At 48.7% G+C, this 20,505-nt stretch carries 11 protein-coding genes; 3 read left to right on the forward strand and 8 right to left on the reverse strand.

From position 1 onward, the window contains the following. Positions 1-79 precede the first annotated feature (79 nt). From ACMXI2_RS15880 to ACMXI2_RS15890, 3 genes are read left to right on the forward strand one after another with little or no spacing between them, the layout of a single operon-like run. Positions 80-1,384 carry a glycoside hydrolase 5 family protein gene (locus ACMXI2_RS15880; RefSeq protein WP_483777077.1) on the forward strand — a complete coding sequence of 435 codons (1,305 nt, stop codon included), beginning with the start codon at positions 80-82 and terminating at the stop codon, positions 1,382-1,384. Further along, a complete protein-coding gene (locus tag ACMXI2_RS15885) occupies positions 1,381-5,148 on the forward strand; it encodes a glycosyltransferase (RefSeq protein WP_483777078.1) in 3,768 nt (1,255 codons plus the stop codon). The genes ACMXI2_RS15880 and ACMXI2_RS15885 overlap by 4 nt, the downstream gene beginning before the upstream one ends. A gap of 20 nt (positions 5,149-5,168) precedes the next feature. Beyond that, entirely contained in the window at positions 5,169-5,969 is an 801-nt protein-coding gene (locus tag ACMXI2_RS15890) for a nuclear transport factor 2 family protein (protein WP_483777079.1), read from the forward strand. 331 nt (positions 5,970-6,300) lie between these two features. Here ACMXI2_RS15890 and ACMXI2_RS15895 read toward each other — a convergent pair whose 3' ends face one another. The 8 genes from ACMXI2_RS15895 to ACMXI2_RS15930 form a co-directional block, all read right to left on the reverse strand. Continuing rightward, complete coding sequence (locus tag ACMXI2_RS15895; protein WP_483777080.1) at positions 6,301-7,386, reverse strand: NADH:flavin oxidoreductase; 1,086 nt, start codon at positions 7,384-7,386, stop codon at positions 6,301-6,303. Positions 7,387-7,440: 54 nt separating this feature from the next. Then, positions 7,441-9,864 carry a zinc-dependent metalloprotease gene (locus tag ACMXI2_RS15900; protein ID WP_483777081.1) on the reverse strand — a complete coding sequence of 808 codons (2,424 nt, stop codon included), beginning with the start codon at positions 9,862-9,864 and terminating at the stop codon, positions 7,441-7,443. Beyond that, positions 9,861-12,350: a zinc-dependent metalloprotease gene (locus tag ACMXI2_RS15905; protein ID WP_483777082.1), complete on the reverse strand. Its 2,490-nt coding sequence runs from the start codon at positions 12,348-12,350 to the stop codon at positions 9,861-9,863. The genes ACMXI2_RS15900 and ACMXI2_RS15905 overlap by 4 nt, the downstream gene beginning before the upstream one ends. Before the next feature lie 57 nt (positions 12,351-12,407). Next, positions 12,408-13,868 carry a RagB/SusD family nutrient uptake outer membrane protein gene (locus ACMXI2_RS15910; protein ID WP_483777083.1) on the reverse strand — a complete coding sequence of 487 codons (1,461 nt, stop codon included), beginning with the start codon at positions 13,866-13,868 and terminating at the stop codon, positions 12,408-12,410. Between the two features lie 8 nt (positions 13,869-13,876). Further along, on the reverse strand, positions 13,877-17,266 hold the full coding sequence (locus ACMXI2_RS15915) for a SusC/RagA family TonB-linked outer membrane protein (protein ID WP_483777084.1): 3,390 nt from the start codon (positions 17,264-17,266) through the stop codon (positions 13,877-13,879). Positions 17,267-17,610: 344 nt separating this feature from the next. Further along, positions 17,611-18,813: a FecR family protein gene (locus ACMXI2_RS15920; protein ID WP_483777085.1), complete on the reverse strand. Its 1,203-nt coding sequence runs from the start codon at positions 18,811-18,813 to the stop codon at positions 17,611-17,613. Positions 18,814-18,878: 65 nt separating this feature from the next. Continuing rightward, a complete protein-coding gene (locus ACMXI2_RS15925) occupies positions 18,879-19,448 on the reverse strand; it encodes an RNA polymerase sigma factor (protein ID WP_483777086.1) in 570 nt (189 codons plus the stop codon). A gap of 202 nt (positions 19,449-19,650) precedes the next feature. Continuing rightward, complete coding sequence (locus ACMXI2_RS15930) at positions 19,651-20,427, reverse strand: pseudouridylate synthase (protein WP_483777087.1); 777 nt, start codon at positions 20,425-20,427, stop codon at positions 19,651-19,653. Positions 20,428-20,505: the final 78 nt, after the last annotated feature.

A 20,505-nucleotide genomic window follows, 5' to 3' on the forward strand; every position in this document is an offset into this window, starting at 1 on the left:
CCATCAGCCGCATAAGTTTCTGATTTTATGTTATATTCGGTTTCGTGTTGTAAGTAATATAATATATTATAGCTGGTGAATGTTTAAAAAGATCTGTTTTCATGCTGCGTTGCTCACTGTGCTTACCGGTTGCCTGTCGTCCCCTGCTCCGTTGCGTAAGGGCAAGGTTTACATCGGCAAACAGGGCAACCAATACCAGCTGTACCGCGAGGGGCAACCCTTTACAATAAAGGGGGCAGCTGGTTTTGAAAACCTCCGGGAACTATATGCAGCCGGTGGCAATACCATCCGTACCTGGGATACCTTACACCTCGGTAAGATACTGGACGACGCGTATGCCAATCACATAGCAGTGATAGCAGGTTTCCCCATGCCTGTCAGCGGATTTTTACCTTACTATAACGATACGGCTAAAGTAGCAGCCCAATACGCGGCTTTCAGGAGTGTGGTAAACCGGTATAAGTCGCATCCAGCATTGCTGATGTGGTGCCTGGGCAATGAAATCGACTTCCCCTACAAACCACAGTACAACAACTTTTACACGGCTTATAACCGCCTGCTGAAAATGATCCATACGGAAGATCCCGATCACCCGGTAACTACTGCGCTGATAAATTTCAACAAACGGTGTATCTATAACATCCGGTTAAAAGTAACGGGCCTCGACCTGATTTCTATGAATATTTTTGGCGAGCTGCCGCACCTGCGGCGCGACCTCGAAAAATTCTCGTGGTACTGGGAGGGTCCTTTTATGATCACCGAATGGGGTATTAACGGCCCGTGGGAATCGGAGTTCACCACATGGGGAGCGCCAATTGAAAATACCAGTACTAAAAAGGCGGAACAATACCTGCAACTTTATCAACAGTATATGCCGGTGAAAGATCCGCGCTTCCTGGGCGCCTGCATTTTTTACTGGGGCAATAAACAGGAAGTAACACATACATGGTTCAGCTTATTTACAAAAGAGGGAGAAGCTTCGGAAACAGTAGCCGTGATGGAATACCTGTGGACCGGCAAATGGCCTCCCTACAGGGCGCCGTCATTAAAGTATGTATTGTTAAACGGCAAAGGCGCCAGGGATAACATCTTATTAAATCCTAACAACCTGCAAACCGCGGAAGTGCTGTTACAGGACACCGCCAGCGGCCCCTTACGGATCACCTGGGAGATACTGGCGGAAGACTGGCACACCAAAAACCAGGACGAGCCCAACATACAGCAACCCATTGCTTACAACAACCTGCTGCTGCCTTCGCAGGGAAATAAGATCACGTTCCGTTCTCCTGTAAAAGAAGGACCTTACAGGATCTTTGCTACCGTTTCTGATAATAAAGGACATTTTGCTACCGCCAATACACCTTTTTACGTAGTCAGTCAATGATAGATAGACCGTCACCTATTTTACCACCTTCGCGCCGGGAACGCTTTACGCTTCGGCTCATGATCCTGCTGGGCACCTGCGGCATGATTTACCTGCTGTATTGTCTTTTAAACAAGGCGCAGATAGGTTATGCTCCTTTCTACTGGATATTGATGGCCGGGCTTATTTTTAACTGCCTCACCATACTCCATGAATGGTATCACTATTTTTCCATTTCAGTACCGGAAACGCCGGAACAGCAATATCCCTTTACGGTTGACATCTTTACTACCTTTTGTCCGGGCGAACCTTACGCCATGATCGTGGAAACGTTAACAGCTATACAGGCCATCACCTACCCGCATACCACCTACCTCTGCGATGAAGCCAACGACCCTTACCTGATTGAGGTGTGTAAACAGCTGGGCGTAAAACATGTAACAAGATTTACCCGCGAAGATGCCAAAGCAGGCAACATCAACAATGCGTTGCGGCAGGCCACCGGGGAACTCTGCGTGGTGATGGACCCGGATCATGTTCCTTCACCGGACTTCCTCGATGTGATTGTATCACATTTCAATAACCCGGAAGTAGGGTTTGTACAGATTGTACAGGCATACAGCAACCTGGGCGACAGCCTCGTGGCCAAAGGCGCAGCCCAGCAAACGTTCCAGTTCTATGGCCCTATCATGGCTACCATGAATAGTTATGGTACCGTGCTGGCCATAGGCGCTAACTGCACCTTCCGGAGAGCTGCACTGGATTCTATCGGAGGGCACGCCAGCGGTCTTGCGGAAGACATGCATACTGCTATGCAGCTACATGCCAAAGGCTGGAAATCGGTGTATGTACCGGCGGTACTCTCCAGGGGTCTGGTGCCTGCCACCATGTCGGCCTATTACGCACAACAACTGAAATGGGCCCGGGGTACCCTGGAATTACTGGTTACCTCCTACCCGAAATTATTCCGGTCTTTTACATGGCGGCAACGCCTGCACTACGGCACCATTCCCTTTCATTATTTATCCGGCATTGTTTTCTTTATAAATTTCCTCATCCCTGTTCTCTCCCTGTTTACCGGGCTGATACCTTTGCGGGTAGACTTTATCAACTTTGCCCTGCTGGGATTGCCTACTGTTACAGCGATTATCCTGATCCGTCATTTTGTGCAGCGATGGGTGATGGAAGAAACAGAAAGAGGCTTTCACGTGGTAGGCGGACTCCTGCTGATCGGTACCTGGTGGATCTATATTCTCGGATTAGTGTACACTGTTATCCGGAAGAAAGTACCATATATTCCCACCCCTAAAGATGACAGCGGATCGGATAACTGGCAGCTGAACATACCAAATATATTGGTGCTGCTCATTTCGCTGGCGGCTATTGTTTACGGGCTGTCGTACGACTGGAATCCCTATTCCCTTGTGATGGCCGGCATCGCGGGCGTGAACTGCCTGATCATGATGTTCAATATTATTGCCAGTCTGCGCCTGCGCCGCCTGTCTGTAAAATATCACTGGCTAAGGATCCTGCTCATATACCCGTTACTGCTAAAGAAGCAATTATGGCTTTTCCGGCATCTTCATTTGTATGCTGCCTTCCGTAAACTGGGGTTGCCCTTACTCCTGGCAATTGTTGTATTAACGGGGTATATGATGGGAATCAATCCCGAGCCCGCTGCTGTTGTGCATCCGCCAACACATAAACAAAAAACATTTTACACCGGGATATTCAGTCCGGATGAAACAAACGGTCTTACTGCCATTCAACAGGTAAAGGAATACCAGCAACAGTTTAACACCCGCTTCAACATCATATCGTTGTATCTGCCCTGGGGAGATGCGCCGCAATGCAATTTACCCGACTCGCTGATAGCCGCCATTTACAACAACGGGTCGCTGCCCATGATCACCTGGGAGCCCTGGACCTCCCTGTTTGAAAATGCAGTACTGCATAAAGAACAAAAAGTGTTTGCGCGTATCAGCGCAGGTGTTTTTGATGAGTACCTGCTGCGGTTTGCCGCCCGGATTAAATCATTGAACCGGCCGGTGTACCTTCGTTTTGCGCATGAAGCGGATAACCCCGCCTATCCCTGGTCGCAAACCGGTAACAACACCCCCGAAGAGTTCAGGGCCGCGTGGAAATATGTATACGATCTCTTTCAGCACAATGGCGCCGGCAATGTTATCTGGGTATGGAACCCGTGGCGCGCCACTGCTGCAATGGAGTATTTCCCGGGAACATCGTATGTCGACTGGATCGGGGTGACCGCTCTTAACTATGGACCGCAAAATGAGAACGGGCAATCATATGCGTTCCGGGAGCTGTATGCCCCGTTCCATCAGCTGCCGGCATTCCGCTCCGGCCTGCCTGTGATGGTAGCTGAAATGGGCTCGCTTGCCGCTGCCGGCAACCAACAGCTATGGCTAAACGATGCCTTTAGCGCAATTGATCATTCATTCAGTGAAATACACGCCTTCGTATTATTTAACAGCGACCAGGATAAAAATGTATTACGCCCCGTTGCCGGAGACAAGCTTAACTGGAAATTACAGGAGCCCGGAAAAGTATTTGCCACAGCAGAAAAATACAGCCGTATCCGTGAGTCCGGCAAAACAATCCCTTATGGAAACATCATTACAGCGCCGCCATCTGGCCGGGTAACAGCTGTTATACCGCTACCGGATAGCATCAGGGGAATAAATTATCAGAAAGGAGAAAACTGGTTCAGGAATTTACACGCTCTTACCCGCCGGGAGATCACCAAAGATTTCACCGGTATGAAAGCACTTGGCGCAAATACCATCCGCCGCTTTGGACCCGGTGTATACGACCGGAACATCCTGCATGTGGCAAAAGAGCTGGATATAAATATTCATTACGGCTTCTGGATACCAGCCATAACAGATATGGATAAAGATGCCGCCATGCTGTCTGATCTCCGGAAAACCATTCTTCACCGGGTAACAGCACTGAAACACGACCGGAGCATAGTAGCGTGGAACATCGGCGACACTGTATGGCAGCAGCTTTCAAAGGAGTACTTTAAACCAACGCTGCTTTATCAGCAACAAATCTTTATTACCTGGCTCGGCAACCTGATGACCGCCATTAAGGCCATAGATGCTACCAGGCCACTGACAATAGACGTGGCCATGAACAGCCATATAGCCGGCGACCTGGAAATGCTGCATCAGCAGTTACCACAGGCAGATGCGTTCGGCATTGTGATGGGGAATGATACCACCGGGTTGTCGCAACTGGCATCCATCACCCTTCCGCATTATTTCAGCCAGGTACCGGTAACGGCTTACACCCATCTGCCAGGTCACCGGCAACCTGTTTTCATCACCAGCTGGCAGGACCTGGAAACACGGGACTATGTAACATTTGACGGCCTCACCGACCATTGGGGAAGATATAAATCATCCTTCTACCAGCTGGGATACTTATGGAGCAATACCTTCCGCGAACCTGCTATTCCCCGTATCCATATACTGCGACCGGCCAGAACCACCTATCCAAACAACCGGCTCACCTATCATGCACTTATTTACAACAACAATGAATGGCAACCCGCTGCTAACAGCCCCGGTGTAAAGTTTGAATGGTATCTTGTAAAAACGGATAGTGACGGCAACAACATTTTTTTAAGAAAGCTGGGCACGGGCGCCTTCATTACTATCTCCATACCTGAAAATCCGGAACACTACCGGTTGTACCTCGAGGCAGTAAAAGGTGATCATGTGGCTACGGTGCAATCAAAATTGAATACGCCACTATAATTATATAAATAATTCCCCTGATGAAAAAACAGCTTATAACCGCCACCCTGGTACTGGTAAGTATACTCTCCTTCCGCAGCATATCCGTGGCACAGAACAACGATCAACAACTCTCTGCCATCATCCTGCATAACGATAGTCTTTTCTGGCAGGCGTATAATAACTGTGACGTATCAAAAATGATGAGTTACTTCTCGGAAGACATAGAATTCTACCACGACAAAGGAGGCATCACCCTGGGTATACCTGCTTTGGCGCAATCATTTGAAAAAGGAGTTTGCAGCAACAGGGATAGTTTTATTTTAAGAAGAGAAGTAATCGACAGCGGCATCAAAGTATTCCCGCTCAAAAAAGATGGCGTGATATACGGCGCCATACTTACCGGCAGCCACCTGTTTTATGTACAGGAAAAAGGAAAGAAGGAACGTGCAGAGGGACTCGCAAAATTCACCCATCTGTGGCTGCTGAAAAACGGTAGCTGGAAAATGACGCGGGTACTGAGTTACGACCACGGCCCGGCGCCTTATATCAATAAAAAAAAGGCCCTTGCATTACCGGCTGATGTACTGCGTAGCTACACCGGTAAATATAAAGGCCCTCAAACTGCTGCTATGTATATAAAAGCAGAAGCCGGATCACTCATTATGCAGATAGGCGATAAAAAATTTTCGCTTTATGCAGAGAAAGAAAATCTTTTCTTTTCGAAAGAACGTGACCTCACTTTTGAGTTTATAAAAAAAGGAAATGAAGTGATGAAGCTGATCGTGCGTGAACGCGATGAAGTAGTGGAAGAATTACAACGGATAGCGCCAGGATTATAATCTTTCCCCGTTCTTATTCCGGAGAACAGGGAAAGTTTATTACTGTATGTTTTACCTGTAATATCCGTGATGATAATGATGATGATGACGCGGATAATACCCTGGCCTGTCGCGCACAACCAGGCAACTGCTTAACCCGGATATGAGTATAACTGTAACGATAAGATATTTTAACGTTCTCATGATGGCAAAATTTGAATGTGTGATGAATAGATGGAAGTTAAGCGACTGCAGGCGGTTTAAGCTTCTTGTTCATCTATCATAAATGATAAAACTATGCCAGAGTGATGGGAGAACTGTTATCTATTGTTAACGCCTTGTTGATACGGGGTTACACGAGGCTGTACAGCGCTTCCCGGTTGAATCCCTGCAATTCACCCAACCTGTTTTCTTTTACCTTTTGCACCCAGTAAGGATCTGTAAGAATAGACCGCCCTACTGCCACCAGGTCAAATTCGTTATCGTCCATCCTGCGCACCAGGTTTTCAAGAGATGCAGGCGCGGCATCCTCGCCCCTGTGCAATGAAATAATGTCTTTATCCAAACCTACAGAACCCACTGTAATAGTGGCTTTCCCGGTAAGCTTTTTTGCCCAGCCGGCGAAGTTCAGTCCTGATCCTTCAAACTCAGGCTCCCAGAAACGGCGTGTGGAACAGTGGAAGATATCGATCCCTGCATCTGCCAGTGGCGTTAACCATGCCGCCATTTCCGCCGGCGTTGTGGCGAGTTTACTATGGAGGTCTGTAAGATGCCATTGCGACAGCCGCATCATAACAGCAAAATCATCTCCCACCTGCCTGCGTATTTCTTTGGTGACAGCAATGGCAAACCGGCTGCGTTCCGCCAGTGTTTTACCGCCAAAAAAATCTGTCCGTGTATTAGTGTTGCTGCGGAAAAACTGGTCGATTAAATAACCATGCGCGCCCTGTACTTCCACGCTGTTAAATCCCATGCGTTTTGCATCGGCGGCTGCGCGGCCAAAAGCGATGATCGTATCCGCAATAGCTGCGTCGGTCATGGCGATACCGTTGCCTGCTCCGGAGGGCCCTTCAAACGGCGCGGGCGGCAGCCATCCGGACGCGTGATTTTCCTGTATGCCGCAATGCCAGAGCTGTGGCGCCATCTGGCCGCCGGCAGCCAGTACACTGTCGATCACCTGCTGCCAGCCGGCCAGCGATTCCTCCCCATAAAACCTGGGAACATTGGCATCATTAGCCGAAGAAGGCCGGTTGATCACGGTTCCTTCCGAAATGATCAGGCCCACTTCTCCTTCGGCCCGTCGTTTATAATAGCCGGCTACGTCGGCGGCTGGAACGCCGCCCGGAGAACATGACCGGGTCATAGGGGACATTACAAAGCGATTCTTTGTATGCAATGACTTCAGGGCGAATGGCCTGAATAAGCTGCTGGAATTCATACTGCGTTGTTTATATCCTATGACGATTGACATCGCCGGACGGGGACAACACGCTTAATTTGATAGCTGCAGCGGTTTACTAACGGCGGCATACAACACCTCATAAAGATGGGTTAAATGCGCCTGGGTCAGTTCATCACGATCTGCTGCGGCAGCTGTTTTACATTCATTCATCAGTTGTCTCGCCTGCTCTTTCAATACAGAGCCGGCATCGCCTTCCTTATCCTTGTAAATAGCGATCAGTCCAGCAAGGTCAGTCACATACACTTTTTGTAAAGAACGCCTGTTAACCGTAATAGCGGCGCCTGTTTTCAACTCTGAAAAAATACCGGTGTGCAATGCAGTTAAAAGATCCGTAACGGTATAAACATCCGGCAGACCGGCTATTTCTGCTGCCCGCAGTTTATCAAAGAGTTTCTCATCCAGCAGCTGGCGGAGTGTTTTACGTTGTATATCTTCCACTACGCTGAAATCAGTTCTGGTGAGCAGGTACACCTGTTTGTTACGCAGCCATTCCGGCGTAACAAACAGTTCCTGCAGAAGGAATGCCACCGCTCTTTGCTGTTTATCTTTTGAAAAAAAACTATATACCTCTCCGGCCTGCTCTGTTGTTTTCGGGGTAAAGTACTTCCCGCCAATATTAGCGGTCACGTGTTTGATATACCATTCGTACTGGGCTACGACCGCTTTGTAAATGTCTTCCAGCCGGTTGTAGGAATCGCCCGGCGCCTGCACCCATTTTATCAGTTCCGGCACAATGCGTTTCAGGTTTTTTATACCATAGGCGCCCGCTGTCATGGCATCATCTCCCAGATCTTCCCGCTGATTAGCGGGATATTGGGCAGAAGGATCGTCTCCAATACCAAAGCGGTATCGGTCGCTGATCCTGAGCTTGTCCACCACCCATTGGTTTAACAGCTGTTTTTCCTGTGCATTACCTGTATGCTGAGGCAATAGTTTATATCCCCATTCTATCGCCCACTCATCGTAGTCGCCTATCCTGGGGAACAATCCTGTCTCACTGATACTGTCTTCCGGCTGCGCCACATAATTAAAGCGGGCGTAGTCCATGATGGAAGGTGTGTGGCCATGCGCTTCCACCCATTGTTTGCTGCGCAGCTGTGCAACGGTAGTAGTGGAAGACGCGCCCCAGTTATGCCGCAGGCCAATGGCGTGCCCCACTTCATGAGAAGATACAAAGCGGATCAGCTGCCCCATCAACTCATCGCTGAATGTGGGATGCTGCGCAGCGGTATCTACTGCGCCGGCCTGTGTAAGGTACCATTTGTACAGGATTTCCATTACGCTGTGGTACCACTGAATGTGCGATTCGATGATCTCCCCGCTGCGCGGGTCCTGCAGGGAGTGGCCCATTGCGTTACCGATGGCAGAGGCTTTGTATACAATCACATTATGCCGTGCATCGCTGATATCAAAGGTGCTGTCGGCGGGATCTACTTCTTTGGCGATGATCGCTTGTTTAAACCCGGCTTTTTCAAAAGCTGTTTGCCAGTCCTTCACACCGGCAATGAGGTAAGGCACCCATTTTTTGGGTGTAGCCGGATCAATATAAAACACCACTGGTTTTTGTGGTTCCACCAATTCACCGCGGTAATATTTTTGCAGGTCTTCCGGCCTGGGCTCCAGCCGCCAGCGCCAGATGTTGGCTGCCTGGGTAATCGTTCCATCACTGTTCACCTCTTTAAAGTCGGCCGGCATCACACCGAAAAAGCCCACCCTTTCATCCAGCCGGCGGCCATGCATCGGTATTTGGGGCAACAGGATGATGGAGCTGTTGTATTCGCCGGTCAGTGTGCTGGAGCTGGCGGCATAGGTGCGGGTGCTGGCTACTTCTATATTAACCGGGTAAGCTTTTATAGATGAGATAAAGGAGCGGTCCTGTACAAAAGTTCCCGGCATGGCCAGCCCTTTGATGTCTGCGAGGTAACCAAATACATTGTTGTCGCTGTTGAGGAAATCCGTTACGTCTATCACCACAGAGCGATGCTCTTTTCCGTATGCCTGTACCGGGAAAGAGGCATACACCGGCATCAGGCTGTTTTCCTTCAACGCTTCACCGAGGGCTGTATCTCCGGGCGCAGCGCGTTCCCGGGTGCTGACTGCTTCTAGCCATACTTTATCACCGTCGCCTTTTACAAACCGGAACACCGACTGCCCGATCCAATCATTTCCGTAGCTGCAAAGTCCGCCCAGCGGATTACGCCAGTCCTGCGGCGATTGGGTGATACGGTTTACCGTAAACAGGTCCCTGTCGAAAATACTGTCGGGGATCTCAAATAAATAATGGCTGTTCACCTGGTGCACGGTAATAAAACCGGTGCTGGTAATGGCGCCGGGAGGTACTACCGTGGCGTAGGGCTTTACCGAGTCTTTGAGCAACATTCCCGGTACGCTGCCGGCGGCGCGGGTAGAGATCATCAGTAACAATGCTGCAAAAAATCTGTTTATCTTTCTCATCTTCCTGTGCGTGTTGTTTTATCGGCTTGTTGTTGCGGCAGGTGAATGCCCATATACATGCGTTCGTACAAGTCTGTTAAATGTGATTTTGAGATACCGGTATATACCAGGGATGATTGCTTCAGTTTAGCCATCAGCTGTTTAGCGTGCGACTTGATAACAGCGGGAAGGTCGTTGTCCATCTTTTCCGCAGCCTGTAATTGTGCGAGCAGTTTTATAACATAATACTTCTGCAGTTCGCGGCGGGTAACAGACACCGGTGCATTTGTGCCAAGCTCTGAGAAAATACCTGCGCCCAGATCTTTCAAAAATACCTGCGGCTCGTAAGTTGCTGCAGAAGCGTTGTCGCGCGCACTGAGCAGTTTCATGAGGGTTCTTATATCCATGATATCATTCAGCGCTTCCTTTTGTACTTTCATCACAGTGTCGAAGCTGGCCGCAGTTTTACTATAGAGTTCTTTGTTCACGAGCCAGGAAGGAGTTTCAAATACTTCTTTCAGGAGGAACTGAAGCGCCGGTTTTTGGATGGTCAGGGGCACGAAGTTGAAGAGGCTGCCGGGCTGACTGCTATATTTAACATCTGTATAAATTCCCCCAATCTGGTTAATCACGTAACGGACATAAGTCCGGTATTGGTCCACCAGATCGCTGTACATGCCGGCCGCCTGGTCGTATCCGTTGAGCGGTGTATGTGTCCATTCCAGCAGGTGCGGCACTACTTTCTTCAGGTTATTGATACCGAGGGTAGCAGCCTTTACGGCGTCATTGCTTACGTCTCCCAGCTGGTTTCTCGGGTCTGTTACATTCCGGTTATCTGTTTTGGGAGATTCATCCGGCAGCAGCAGTTTCCCGGTTGCGCTCCGTTCCACGATCCATTTGTTTAATACAGCGCTTTCTTCTGCAGGCAGCAACTGGTATCCCCAGCGGATCAGCCATCCATCTGTGTCTGCTACTTTTGCCAACAGGTTGGCCGGTTCCACATGATCTTCCGGTTGCACCACATAGTTTATCAGTGCTTCATCCATCGCGGAGCCGTTGAATGCGTTGGCTTTCAGCCAGGCATTATTTCTCAGGTCCGGGAGGTGGTTCATGAAAGAGGCGCCGGCATTCGTTCGCAGGCCCAGCAAACGGCCCATTTTCTGGATCGTCCAGGCCTCCACCAGCCGGCCCATTAACGGATCGTCGTATGCGGGCTTATTGGCCGCTTTATCAACTGCGCCTGCCTGGATAAAATATTGTTTATACAAACTGTTCAGGGTGGAGAGGTAGCAATTCAGCCGTACCTGTATTATTTCCCCGCTGCGCGGATCAATGATCATATGTTCCTCTGCGTTACCACTGCCGGGTTTAAATACCACTGCGCTTACATGCGCATCATCGGCATAACGTTTATATTCTTCTGTGCTGAGTGGTAAAACGCGCAGTGCATTTTTAAACCCTGCTTTTTCAAAAGCGGCGTTCCATGCCTCAATCCCCGATTTGAGGTAAGGGGCCCATTTGGCCGGCAGTGCGGGATCCAGGTAAATGGTAATGGGATGAAGCGGCGGCGTGAGTTTACCGGCGGCATAGTCCTGCGGATTCCCGGGTATCAATCGCCAGCGGTAAATATTGCCTTCGTTGATTACGCCCAGCGGGTTCTTATCAAAATCGATGTACCCCGACTCCTGGTAGCCTACCCGTTTATCTGCCAGGCGACCGGTCATTGGCGTTTCCGGCAACAGGATCATGGCGCTGCTCAACCGGAAAGTAAAAGGCACGATTGTGGAAGAGAGTTTACTTACCGGTTTACTGTAGGTGCGGATGAATTTAAAACTGATGTTATCGTCAAATGCTTTTACACTTTCCACGGCGGAGCGGTCTGCCGCCATTGCACCAAGCCCGGAAGCCGCCTTGATCCGGGGGGCAAAGCCAAACAAGCCATTGTCCTGGTTGAGGTAATCGGTGATTTCGATCACCAGCGTGTGTGCGCTGTCGTTAGTAGCGCGCAGCGGAAAATTTTGCACCAATGCGGCGGCGTTGTTCCTTTCCAGTGACTTCGCCAGGCCGTTGGCGGAGCTGTCGGTGGAGCGTTCCTTATAACTTTTCATTTCTGCGAAAATTTTGTTTCCATCTCCTTTTTTAAAGTGGAACATATTTTCCCCGATGAGGTCCCCGGCATATCCAAAAGGGGTTTCGGCGGTTCTGAATCCGGCGGCCGACTGTGAAATGCGGTTCACTGTAAGGATTTCGCGGCCAAGCAGTGTATCCGGTATTTCGAGGAAATACTTATTGTCTACCTCATGAACCTTCACAAAACTGCTGTAGGTAACAGCTTTTGCCGTGATCACTTCTGCATAGGGTTTCAGTCCATTGGCAGGTAAATCGCGCTTTGCACCCGGCATGGCTTTCCGGGAACTATCTTTCTGCTGGCCCTGCACATTATACTGTCCGAGCATGGCAATAGCCAGCAGACCGCAAAAAGCGGTTGCTTTGAAATGTAAATGCATAGTGGATGATTTATAAAAAGGATGCCGCCGGGTTAGCGGCATCCTGTAACATGGTAGCTAGTAACCTGGTGTCTGGATTAAATTTGGATTTGCTTGTATTTCGGATGGAGACACAGGCCAGAACTGCTGGCTTGTTTTCCAGGAGCTATTTTTAAGCAGTACCTCTTCGGACATTACTTTATCCAGCAACCTGCGCCTGCGCAGATCGAAGAAGCGGTGTCCTTCTTCGCTGAACAGTTCTACCCTTCTTTCATGCATAATGGCATCTATCAGGGCGTCTTTAGCGGCAGCAGTACTAACCGGCAATCCAGCCCGCTGCCGGATTACGTTCAGATCGGCCCTCGCACCCGGCAGGTCGCCAAGTTCTGCTTTAGCTTCCGCGCGCAGCAGGTATAGCTCTGCCAGTCGCAGCAACACTACATACTCGGCGCCGTTTACCGTTGATTTATACTTATAAGGGAGATAATATCTTGCAGTATCGCCATTGGTTACCTGGTATGCCGGGAACACCCAGTTGGTAAAGCGTAGATCTCCCGGCTCAAAATTGCTCACAAGCGATTTGCTCATGATACCATTCACACCAAATGAAGTGAGTGTTTTACCGGCGGGTATTTCTTCCGTTGTAACGCCAGCCACGTAGATGTAGCGGTCTTTCACATAAGGATACAGCGAGTTGGTGGAGACAGGCGCCAGCGTGGCGATGGATTCTTTATTACCGGCAATAGTGAAGGCAGTGGGCAGTGCAGACAGCGAATAAAGCGCGGTTTGCGCAATCACTTCAGATGCCTTATCTGATGCGGCCTGCCATTGGCTGGTATAGACATACACCCTGGCCAGCAACGCTTTGGCTGCGCCCCTGTTGGGCCGGCCACGGTCTATGGTAGTATTTCCGTTCACATCGCTGTAAGCTTCCGGCAGCAGGCTTTCGGCCTTCTTCAGGTCTTCCGCCACCTGGGTATATACTTCGTTCTGCGGACTTCTTTTTAATACATTATTCAAACGGTAATCGGAAGTAACTACCAGCGGTATATCACCATAAAGATTAGTGAGATAAAAGTGTAGCAACGCGCGCAGGAAATACGCTTCCCCCAACCACTGATCGCGGTGGTTTAGGATAGCTGTAGAAGCACTGATGCCTTCCAGCGCCATGTTCACCTTATAGATCTGGGCATAAAAAGTAGTCCATTGGTCAGATACCTGCCCAGGTGTTACCACGCTGGAATAAATGGCCCTGTTCAGTTCCGAAACAGCGTAATTGATGATTTCATCGGTATACAAACCTGTCTGGTAGCCAATCCCCTGCCCGTCGAAATTGCTGCCGCCGGCTAACGTGCCGAAAATACCATTGAGGGTGGCGGCGCATGATTTATCGTTGGTAAAAGCGCTGGAGCCGGAAATTTTATCTACCGGCAGCGGGATGTCCAGGTAATTCTTACATCCGGTTATAAACAGGCAGGCTGTTATCCCGGTAATTGCTATGAAGTATTTATACAGCAGCATCATGATTATCTTTTTCATATAACAGCTTATAAGGTTACGTTTAAACCAAACATATATGTTTGCAGCGGTGCAGTTCCCACACCGAGGTTTTCCGGGTCCAGATCACCGAATTCGGAGATGGTAAGCAGGTTCTGTCCCTGTGCAAAAACGGAGCATCCTTTCAGGTGCATTTTCTTCAGGAAGGCGCCTTGAAGAGCATAAGAAAGACTGATGTTTTGCAAACGCGCATAAGTAGCCTGGCTATATGCGCCGGTACTGGTGATAAAATTGCCTTGCGAGAAAAAACCGATGGCTGCATTCTGTGTTGCTCTGGGGACATCTGTAATATCTCCCTTCTTCTGCCAGCGGTCCAGAAACACGGTGGAAGTATTTTGCCCCATGAATCCTGCGGAAAACAACTGTGAACCCAGGAAATTTTTCCCCATACGGTTGGTGAAGGTAAACAGCACATCCAGCGAGAAATTCTTATACCGGAAATTATTCTGGAACCCGCCGTAGTACTTAGGGCTGAGATCTATAAATTCTGTTTTATCGGTGTTAGGGTCCAGACTTCCGCCGGAGAACAATGTCCATTCGCCTTTCACATCATTCTTGTAAAAATTGTACACACCTGTTTCCGGGTTCACACCGGCATATTTATAGAGCTTCACGCCTGTAACCGGTTTCCCAATAATATAGTTCAGGCTTGTTATGATGTCTATATTCGGATAAGCAACCAACTTATTTTTTGGAATACTGATATTCAGGTTGCTGGTCCAGGCGAAGTCCTTGCGTTTTATATTCACGGTATTCAATACCAATTCATATCCCCAATTGTGGATCACAGCCGGTGAATTTACCGTGATGCCGTTAAAGCCGGTTACGTTAGACAGGATTTGTCCTACCAGCTGATTGGAGGTAATGTTCTTGTAATAGGTAGCATCGATACCAATGCGTCCGTTCAGGAATTCCAGTGTGAGGTTCACATCTCTTTTCTTGCTTACTTCCCATTGCAGCGAAGGATTAGCAAGACTGGTAGGCACAAGGCTTACACCGCCCTGGTATTGCCCGCCGTTGGAATAGGTACTCAGGTAACCATAGTTGCTGATGTTGTCGCCACCGGAGGTGCCAAAACTTCCTCTCAGTTTGGCGAAGGAAACGAAGCTGAGTACATTCCTGAACCATTTCTCTTCACTGATGATCCAGGCAGCTCCAATAGAGCCAAAATTACCGTATTGGCTATCGGGCCCAAACTTTGTGGAGCCGTCTCTTCTGCCGGATAAGTTCAGCAGGTATTTATCATTCCAGCTGTAGTTCAGGATGGCAAAATAACCGAGGTAACGGTTCGGGAACTGGTTATAGGAGGTAATCACTTTGTCTCTGTCTGCAAAGGAAGGATTATAGAGCAAATCATCCGACAGGAATCCGCTGCCTTGTGTGCGGGTATAGTACTGCAGTTTATCCTGCATGGTCATACCGGCGGTAATGGTTACCTGTCCTTTTTTCGACAAGCGGCGCTGGTAGCTGATATTTGGATCAAATGTAAGCGTGCGTATATTAAATACATTCAGCGTACTATTGGTGGTATAACTGGTAGCCGGGTTGAAGAAGCTGCTGGGTTGGCCGTTAATTTCCTTACCGGACATTACATTGTAGCTTAAAGTAGCGTTGATGTTAAGTCCTGGTAGTGGTGTATACCTTACATCCAGGTTGCTCAGGAGGTTATTGGTATTATTTTTATAGATCTGGTTATACACTTTGGCGGGATTATCGCCGGTTTCCCAGTTGAGCGTACCATCTGCATTATAGAGCCCTGGCGCATTCGGCGCGGCTGTCAGGTAATCTGTTCCGCTGGTGCCTGAAAAATCATAAGGCACCATGTCATTAGCGGTAGAAGAATAGCTGCCTGTTAAGCTGGCCATCAGCTTATTATTCCTGGAGCGGGTATTGATATTAAAATTCAGTCCGCCGGTATTAACAGTACCTTTTGCACTTTGTATATCATTCTGCACATTATAGTTGCCCCCCAGCCGGTAAGAAACCTGTTCGGTACCGCCTGAATAGCTGAGGTTATTCATGGTTTTAAACGCCGTGTGGCCCAGGAATTCATCATACCAGTTGGTGTAGCGGTCCTGCGGCCAGGTGCCGTTCACATCATAGTCTGTTGCCTTGGGCGTTGCGCCATCGTTGGCAAAGGCTTCTTTTCTCAGCATGAGGTATTGTTCTGTATTCAGCATTTCGGGCGATACGCCTTGTTTGCTGAAACCTACCTTTGTATTGAAGTTCAGCGTAGGGGCGCCGGCCTTTCCTTTTTTGGTAGTGATCACAATTACGCCGTAGGCGCCCCTTGATCCATAGATAGCGGTGGCATCTGCATCTTTCAGTACACTCACACTTTCTATCAGGGAGGGATCAATAAAGTCGAGGCCATTTCCACCCTGCAGAATATTGGGGGTGTTGGCATAACTTAAAAGCGGCAGGTTATCGAACGGATAGGCGACGCCATCCACCATTACCAGCGGAGAAGTTCCTCTTCCGCTATTGAGGTTGGAGATAGAGTTCCTTCCGCGTATTTCCACGCTGAAAGGGGTGTTGGGTCTGCCGCTGTATTGCTGAATGTACATGCCCGGCACTTTACCCTGTAATGCTTCCAGCACATTGGGAACGGGATTGCGGCCAATTTCTTCCGCGGTAATGGTGGTTATGCTACCTGTTGAAAAACGTTGGGTAGTAGTACCATACGCTTTTATCTGTACCTCATCCAGTTTTGAGGAGCTGGGCTCCAGGTTGATGGCCAGCAATATATTATCGCCTCCGGGAAGCGGTGTTAACTTCAACAGGCCCGCCTGGCTTTTACTGAGGGTGTAAGCGGTAAAGCCTGTACCTGCCCGGCGAAAACCTATTTCAAGAGATCCATAGCCTACCATTGTTACCTGCAGTACGGTATTTTCTTTAATATGGCTCAATGAAAACATACCCTGGGCGGAAGTAGTAGTGCCCGTGGCTGATCCTTTTATCCTGATGGAAACGCCTGGTAAAAATTCTCCTGCTGCCGAACGGATAATGCCGGTAACACGGGTTTCATTTATTTCTTTCTGGACGGAAGGCAGGGGCACACCCAGCTTCAGGTAGTAGGTAACCGGCGTTTTCCTCGACAAGGAAATGGTTTTATCTTCTATAGTATAGCTGAGTGGCTGATCTTTCAATACTATCTCCAGAAAATCGCTTAATAAAATGTTATCCGCGATAACAGATACCGGCTTCGCCAACTGGAGATCCGACTTGTTACAGAATACTACATAGCCGGTTTGCTGCTCAATAGCATTAAAAACCTTTTTCAGGGATAAATTCTTTCCTGACAGGGAGATCTTTTGAGAAAAAGCGGCAGCGTGTACCTGAACTAAAGCAATGGTCAATAAAAAAGTGGTTAGTTTCATAACCAATAAGATTTTGGTAATGGCGCGGTACCCCCGGGGGCATACCGGTAACCAATTGCAGTTTTTTTTCATAAATTGCAGTTGTTTTTTGGTTGATTTTTATCAATGAAGCAGTCTTAGCGGACAAGCGTTGTAAGGATCGTCAAAGACAATCTGCCGGAGGTGGTACGAACACTTCCGGTTTTCTTTTTTTGATCTCTTATAGCCTGTAATTCTTTGGCTGAAGATGTATTTCTTTTTTCCTGAAAGATTTTTTTCCGGGCAATAGCAATCCTGCTGCATCTCTCCGCGGGATGCGTACATATACATTTCTCATATCAACAGTGTATTAACTTACTCTCAGATCAGGCTGGCTGAACATATAATTTTTTTCCTTCCAGGCGGAAATGGACCCCTGCCCTTTCCAGTACCCTGAGTACTCCATTCAATGAAATACTTTTACTTATTTTTCCTACAAATTCAATATCCGGTATGCCTTCCTGGTAAACGACTTCTATATCGTACCAGCGGGATAATTGTTTCATTACTTCTTCCAGCCCGGCATTTTCAAAATCAAAAAGACCGCTTTTCCAGGCCATTGTTTTGCTGATATCTGCATCCGTGACCAACTGTAAAGCTGCCGGCAATTCATTGCTATTTGACACCTGCGCCTGTTGTCCCGGCCTGAGAAGCAAGGGAGGCTGCGGTTGTGCGGATTGTGTTTCTTTGACTTTTACCGCGCCTTCCAGCAAGGTTGTTTTTATCACCGGTTCATCCTGGTAGGCATTTACATTAAAGCTTGTTCCGAGTACTTCCACCATTGCCTTTTTATTAGCTACTACGCGAAAGGGCGATGCAGCATTTTTTGCCACTTCAAAGTAAGCCTCCCCGGTTATTTCCACCTGTCGCCCGCTGGCTGCAAACCCTGTTGGGTAGCGGATAGAGCTGGCAGCATTTAACCATACCGCTGTTCCATCCGGCAGTGTGATCCGGAACTGGCGGCCTTTGGGAGTGGTCACCTGGTTGTATACCAGGTTGCCGGTGGTGGCGGCTGTGTTATCATATAACAGGGCGCCATTTTGTAATACTACCTGTGCGCCGTTTTGTGTAGCGACCACGCCGTTGCCAAGACTGTCGAGTATCATGCTCGAACCATTTGCCAATGTGAGTATGGCGCCGTTTTTTCCCGGCGCAACATCGGCGGGTGGCGTGTTTCCAGCGACCGGTTTGTTTTTATTGCCGGAGCCAAGTATTACTGCCAACGTACCGGCGCCTGTTAGTAACAAGATGGCTGCAGCCCAGCCCCATTTTCGGATAAATGAAATCCGGTGAACGGGCTTCGCTTGCTGAATATGCTGTAATACGGCGTTCTTCACCCTGGTATGAGCAGCGGGGAAAGCGTCATCCGCCTGCAACCGGTCGGCCAAATACTGGTCGGCCAGTTCATCCAGCACCTGCTGATAAGCGGGATCATTGATGATACGCTGCAATTCAGCCATATCTTCCCGGTTCAGCGTACCGGTTAAGTATTGATCAATTAAAGCCTGGATGTCATTTTTATCTCCCATAATCAGCGTTCTCTATTAAAGACGCAACAAAAAAAGGATATGTAGTATGGAAAGAAAAAAAAATTTCAGCGATGAAGAAAAAACAGGAACACTACCAACAGGCCGGTAGCAGCAGAGGTAGTTTTTAAGCGGCTCCGGATAAATACGGTAGCATCAATAAGATACTGGTTTACAGTTCCGTAAGTTAGCCCGGTTTGCGCGGCAATCTCTTTGCGGCTCAGGTTTTCCAGCCGGCTCATTTTAAACACCTCCTTTTTACGGGCGGGCAGTTGTTCTATAGCATCCATTACCTGGCGATAAAATTCTTTGTAGCCGAGTTGTTCGTCCGGCTGGAGAGCGGGGGCCGGGAAATGATCGAGGGTAGTATCTTCCAGCAGTGTTTTTTTCTTCCGGAGTTCGGAGAAGATGCGGTTCCTGGTAGCGATGAAGAGATAGCTCCGGAAATCGTTCACGGCGCCGAGGGTTGCTTTTACATCCCACAGCTTAATGAAAATATCCTGGCTTACTTCTTCCGCCAGGCTGGCGTCCTTTAAAAAGCTCAGTATATGTGCATATACACCCGGCCAATAGCTGTCAAACAAAGCGGCAAAAGCCACTTCATCGCCTGCAGCCACCTGCAGGAGCAATTCTTCCACATTATAATATTTCCCGCTGATCGCCAATCAATAATCCATTTAATACCGGCTGCAAACTATAACAAAAAGTTACAGAATAATAATATCCGCCTGGTTGCAGACTAAAATACTTAATATTCGCCGAACAGTTTATTTATCTCTCCATAAGGTTTTGCCTCCCCTCATATCCCGGACGTTTTCCAGCGTTTCCTCCCGGGTACTCCTACTCTCCCAGCATGTGTGCTAATATGGCCGCACATTTTTCGCGGCAGGGAGCGTAAAAGTGGCCATGCTGCCAGTAGTCTGATTTAGGCGATTGCCCCCACCAGAATTCCGCCAGCGCCAGCGGCTCCATCGCATAACGAAAAGCGTATTGCAGTAACTTCGGCGCCGCGCATTCGCCTGCACCGGCGGGTGGCTTACCGGAAGGCGTGTGCTCAAAAATCTCCATTAGGCTTTTGGATGCCCCGGCTTTGTTCAGGAAGTGATACTGTTCAAAAATTTTATGTTGCAGTGCAGTAGAGTGATTTTTCCGTAATATTTTGAGAAGACGGACCTGTTCAGCGCTTGCGTCATCATCAAACGCTTCCAGGATGTTAATTTCTTCATTGATCGCTGTGAGTTTCAGCATGCCGGTATTCACAAACCCTCCTGGCTCCAGTCCGTCGAAAATGGGCGGCACAAATTTCGCGTGGTGGTTGCCACCCGCTAATTTGCCCGAGAATGCCGCCAGGTAGCCCAGTTCATTATCCTTCGTTCTGACAATCAATACGCCGAACATCTTTCCGATAATTGTACCTGCTGCATTGCCCGGTAAACCAAAATTATGCTCCCACTCCTGCTGTTGCTGCAAATGTGCCTGCAAATGGCCTGCTGCCAGCAGGCAAAGCGGATGGGGTGCGCCGTTCAACGAAAAGGTAAGCCCTGCGGCTAATTCATTAACGGCTGTTGATTCGTCGAAAGGGCTGAATACAGACGGCTCATAAACCACACTATCCATTACCAACGTTGTAAAATTTAATATAAAAAGCTTCAGAAAGATCTGAAGCTTTTTATGATGCCCCTGAGGGGATTATAT

The organism is Chitinophaga sp. G7 BAM 1005 (assembly GCF_057126945.1).

Excerpts from the sequence above, each read along its gene's own strand:
- ACMXI2_RS15880 (WP_483777077.1), top strand. The coding sequence starts at position 80 with ATGTTTAAAAAGATCTGTTTTCATGCTGCGTTGCTCACTGTGCTTACC.
- ACMXI2_RS15885 (WP_483777078.1), top strand. The coding sequence starts at position 1,381 with ATGATAGATAGACCGTCACCTATTTTACCACCTTCGCGCCGGGAACGC.
- ACMXI2_RS15890 (WP_483777079.1), top strand. The coding sequence starts at position 5,169 with ATGAAAAAACAGCTTATAACCGCCACCCTGGTACTGGTAAGTATACTC.
- ACMXI2_RS15895 (WP_483777080.1), bottom strand. The coding sequence starts at position 7,386 with ATGAATTCCAGCAGCTTATTCAGGCCATTCGCCCTGAAGTCATTGCAT.
- ACMXI2_RS15900 (WP_483777081.1), bottom strand. The coding sequence starts at position 9,864 with ATGAGAAAGATAAACAGATTTTTTGCAGCATTGTTACTGATGATCTCT.
- ACMXI2_RS15905 (WP_483777082.1), bottom strand. The coding sequence starts at position 12,350 with ATGCATTTACATTTCAAAGCAACCGCTTTTTGCGGTCTGCTGGCTATT.
- ACMXI2_RS15910 (WP_483777083.1), bottom strand. The coding sequence starts at position 13,868 with ATGAAAAAGATAATCATGATGCTGCTGTATAAATACTTCATAGCAATT.
- ACMXI2_RS15915 (WP_483777084.1), bottom strand. The coding sequence starts at position 17,266 with ATGAAACTAACCACTTTTTTATTGACCATTGCTTTAGTTCAGGTACAC.
- ACMXI2_RS15920 (WP_483777085.1), bottom strand. The coding sequence starts at position 18,813 with ATGGGAGATAAAAATGACATCCAGGCTTTAATTGATCAATACTTAACC.
- ACMXI2_RS15930 (WP_483777087.1), bottom strand. The coding sequence starts at position 20,427 with ATGGATAGTGTGGTTTATGAGCCGTCTGTATTCAGCCCTTTCGACGAA.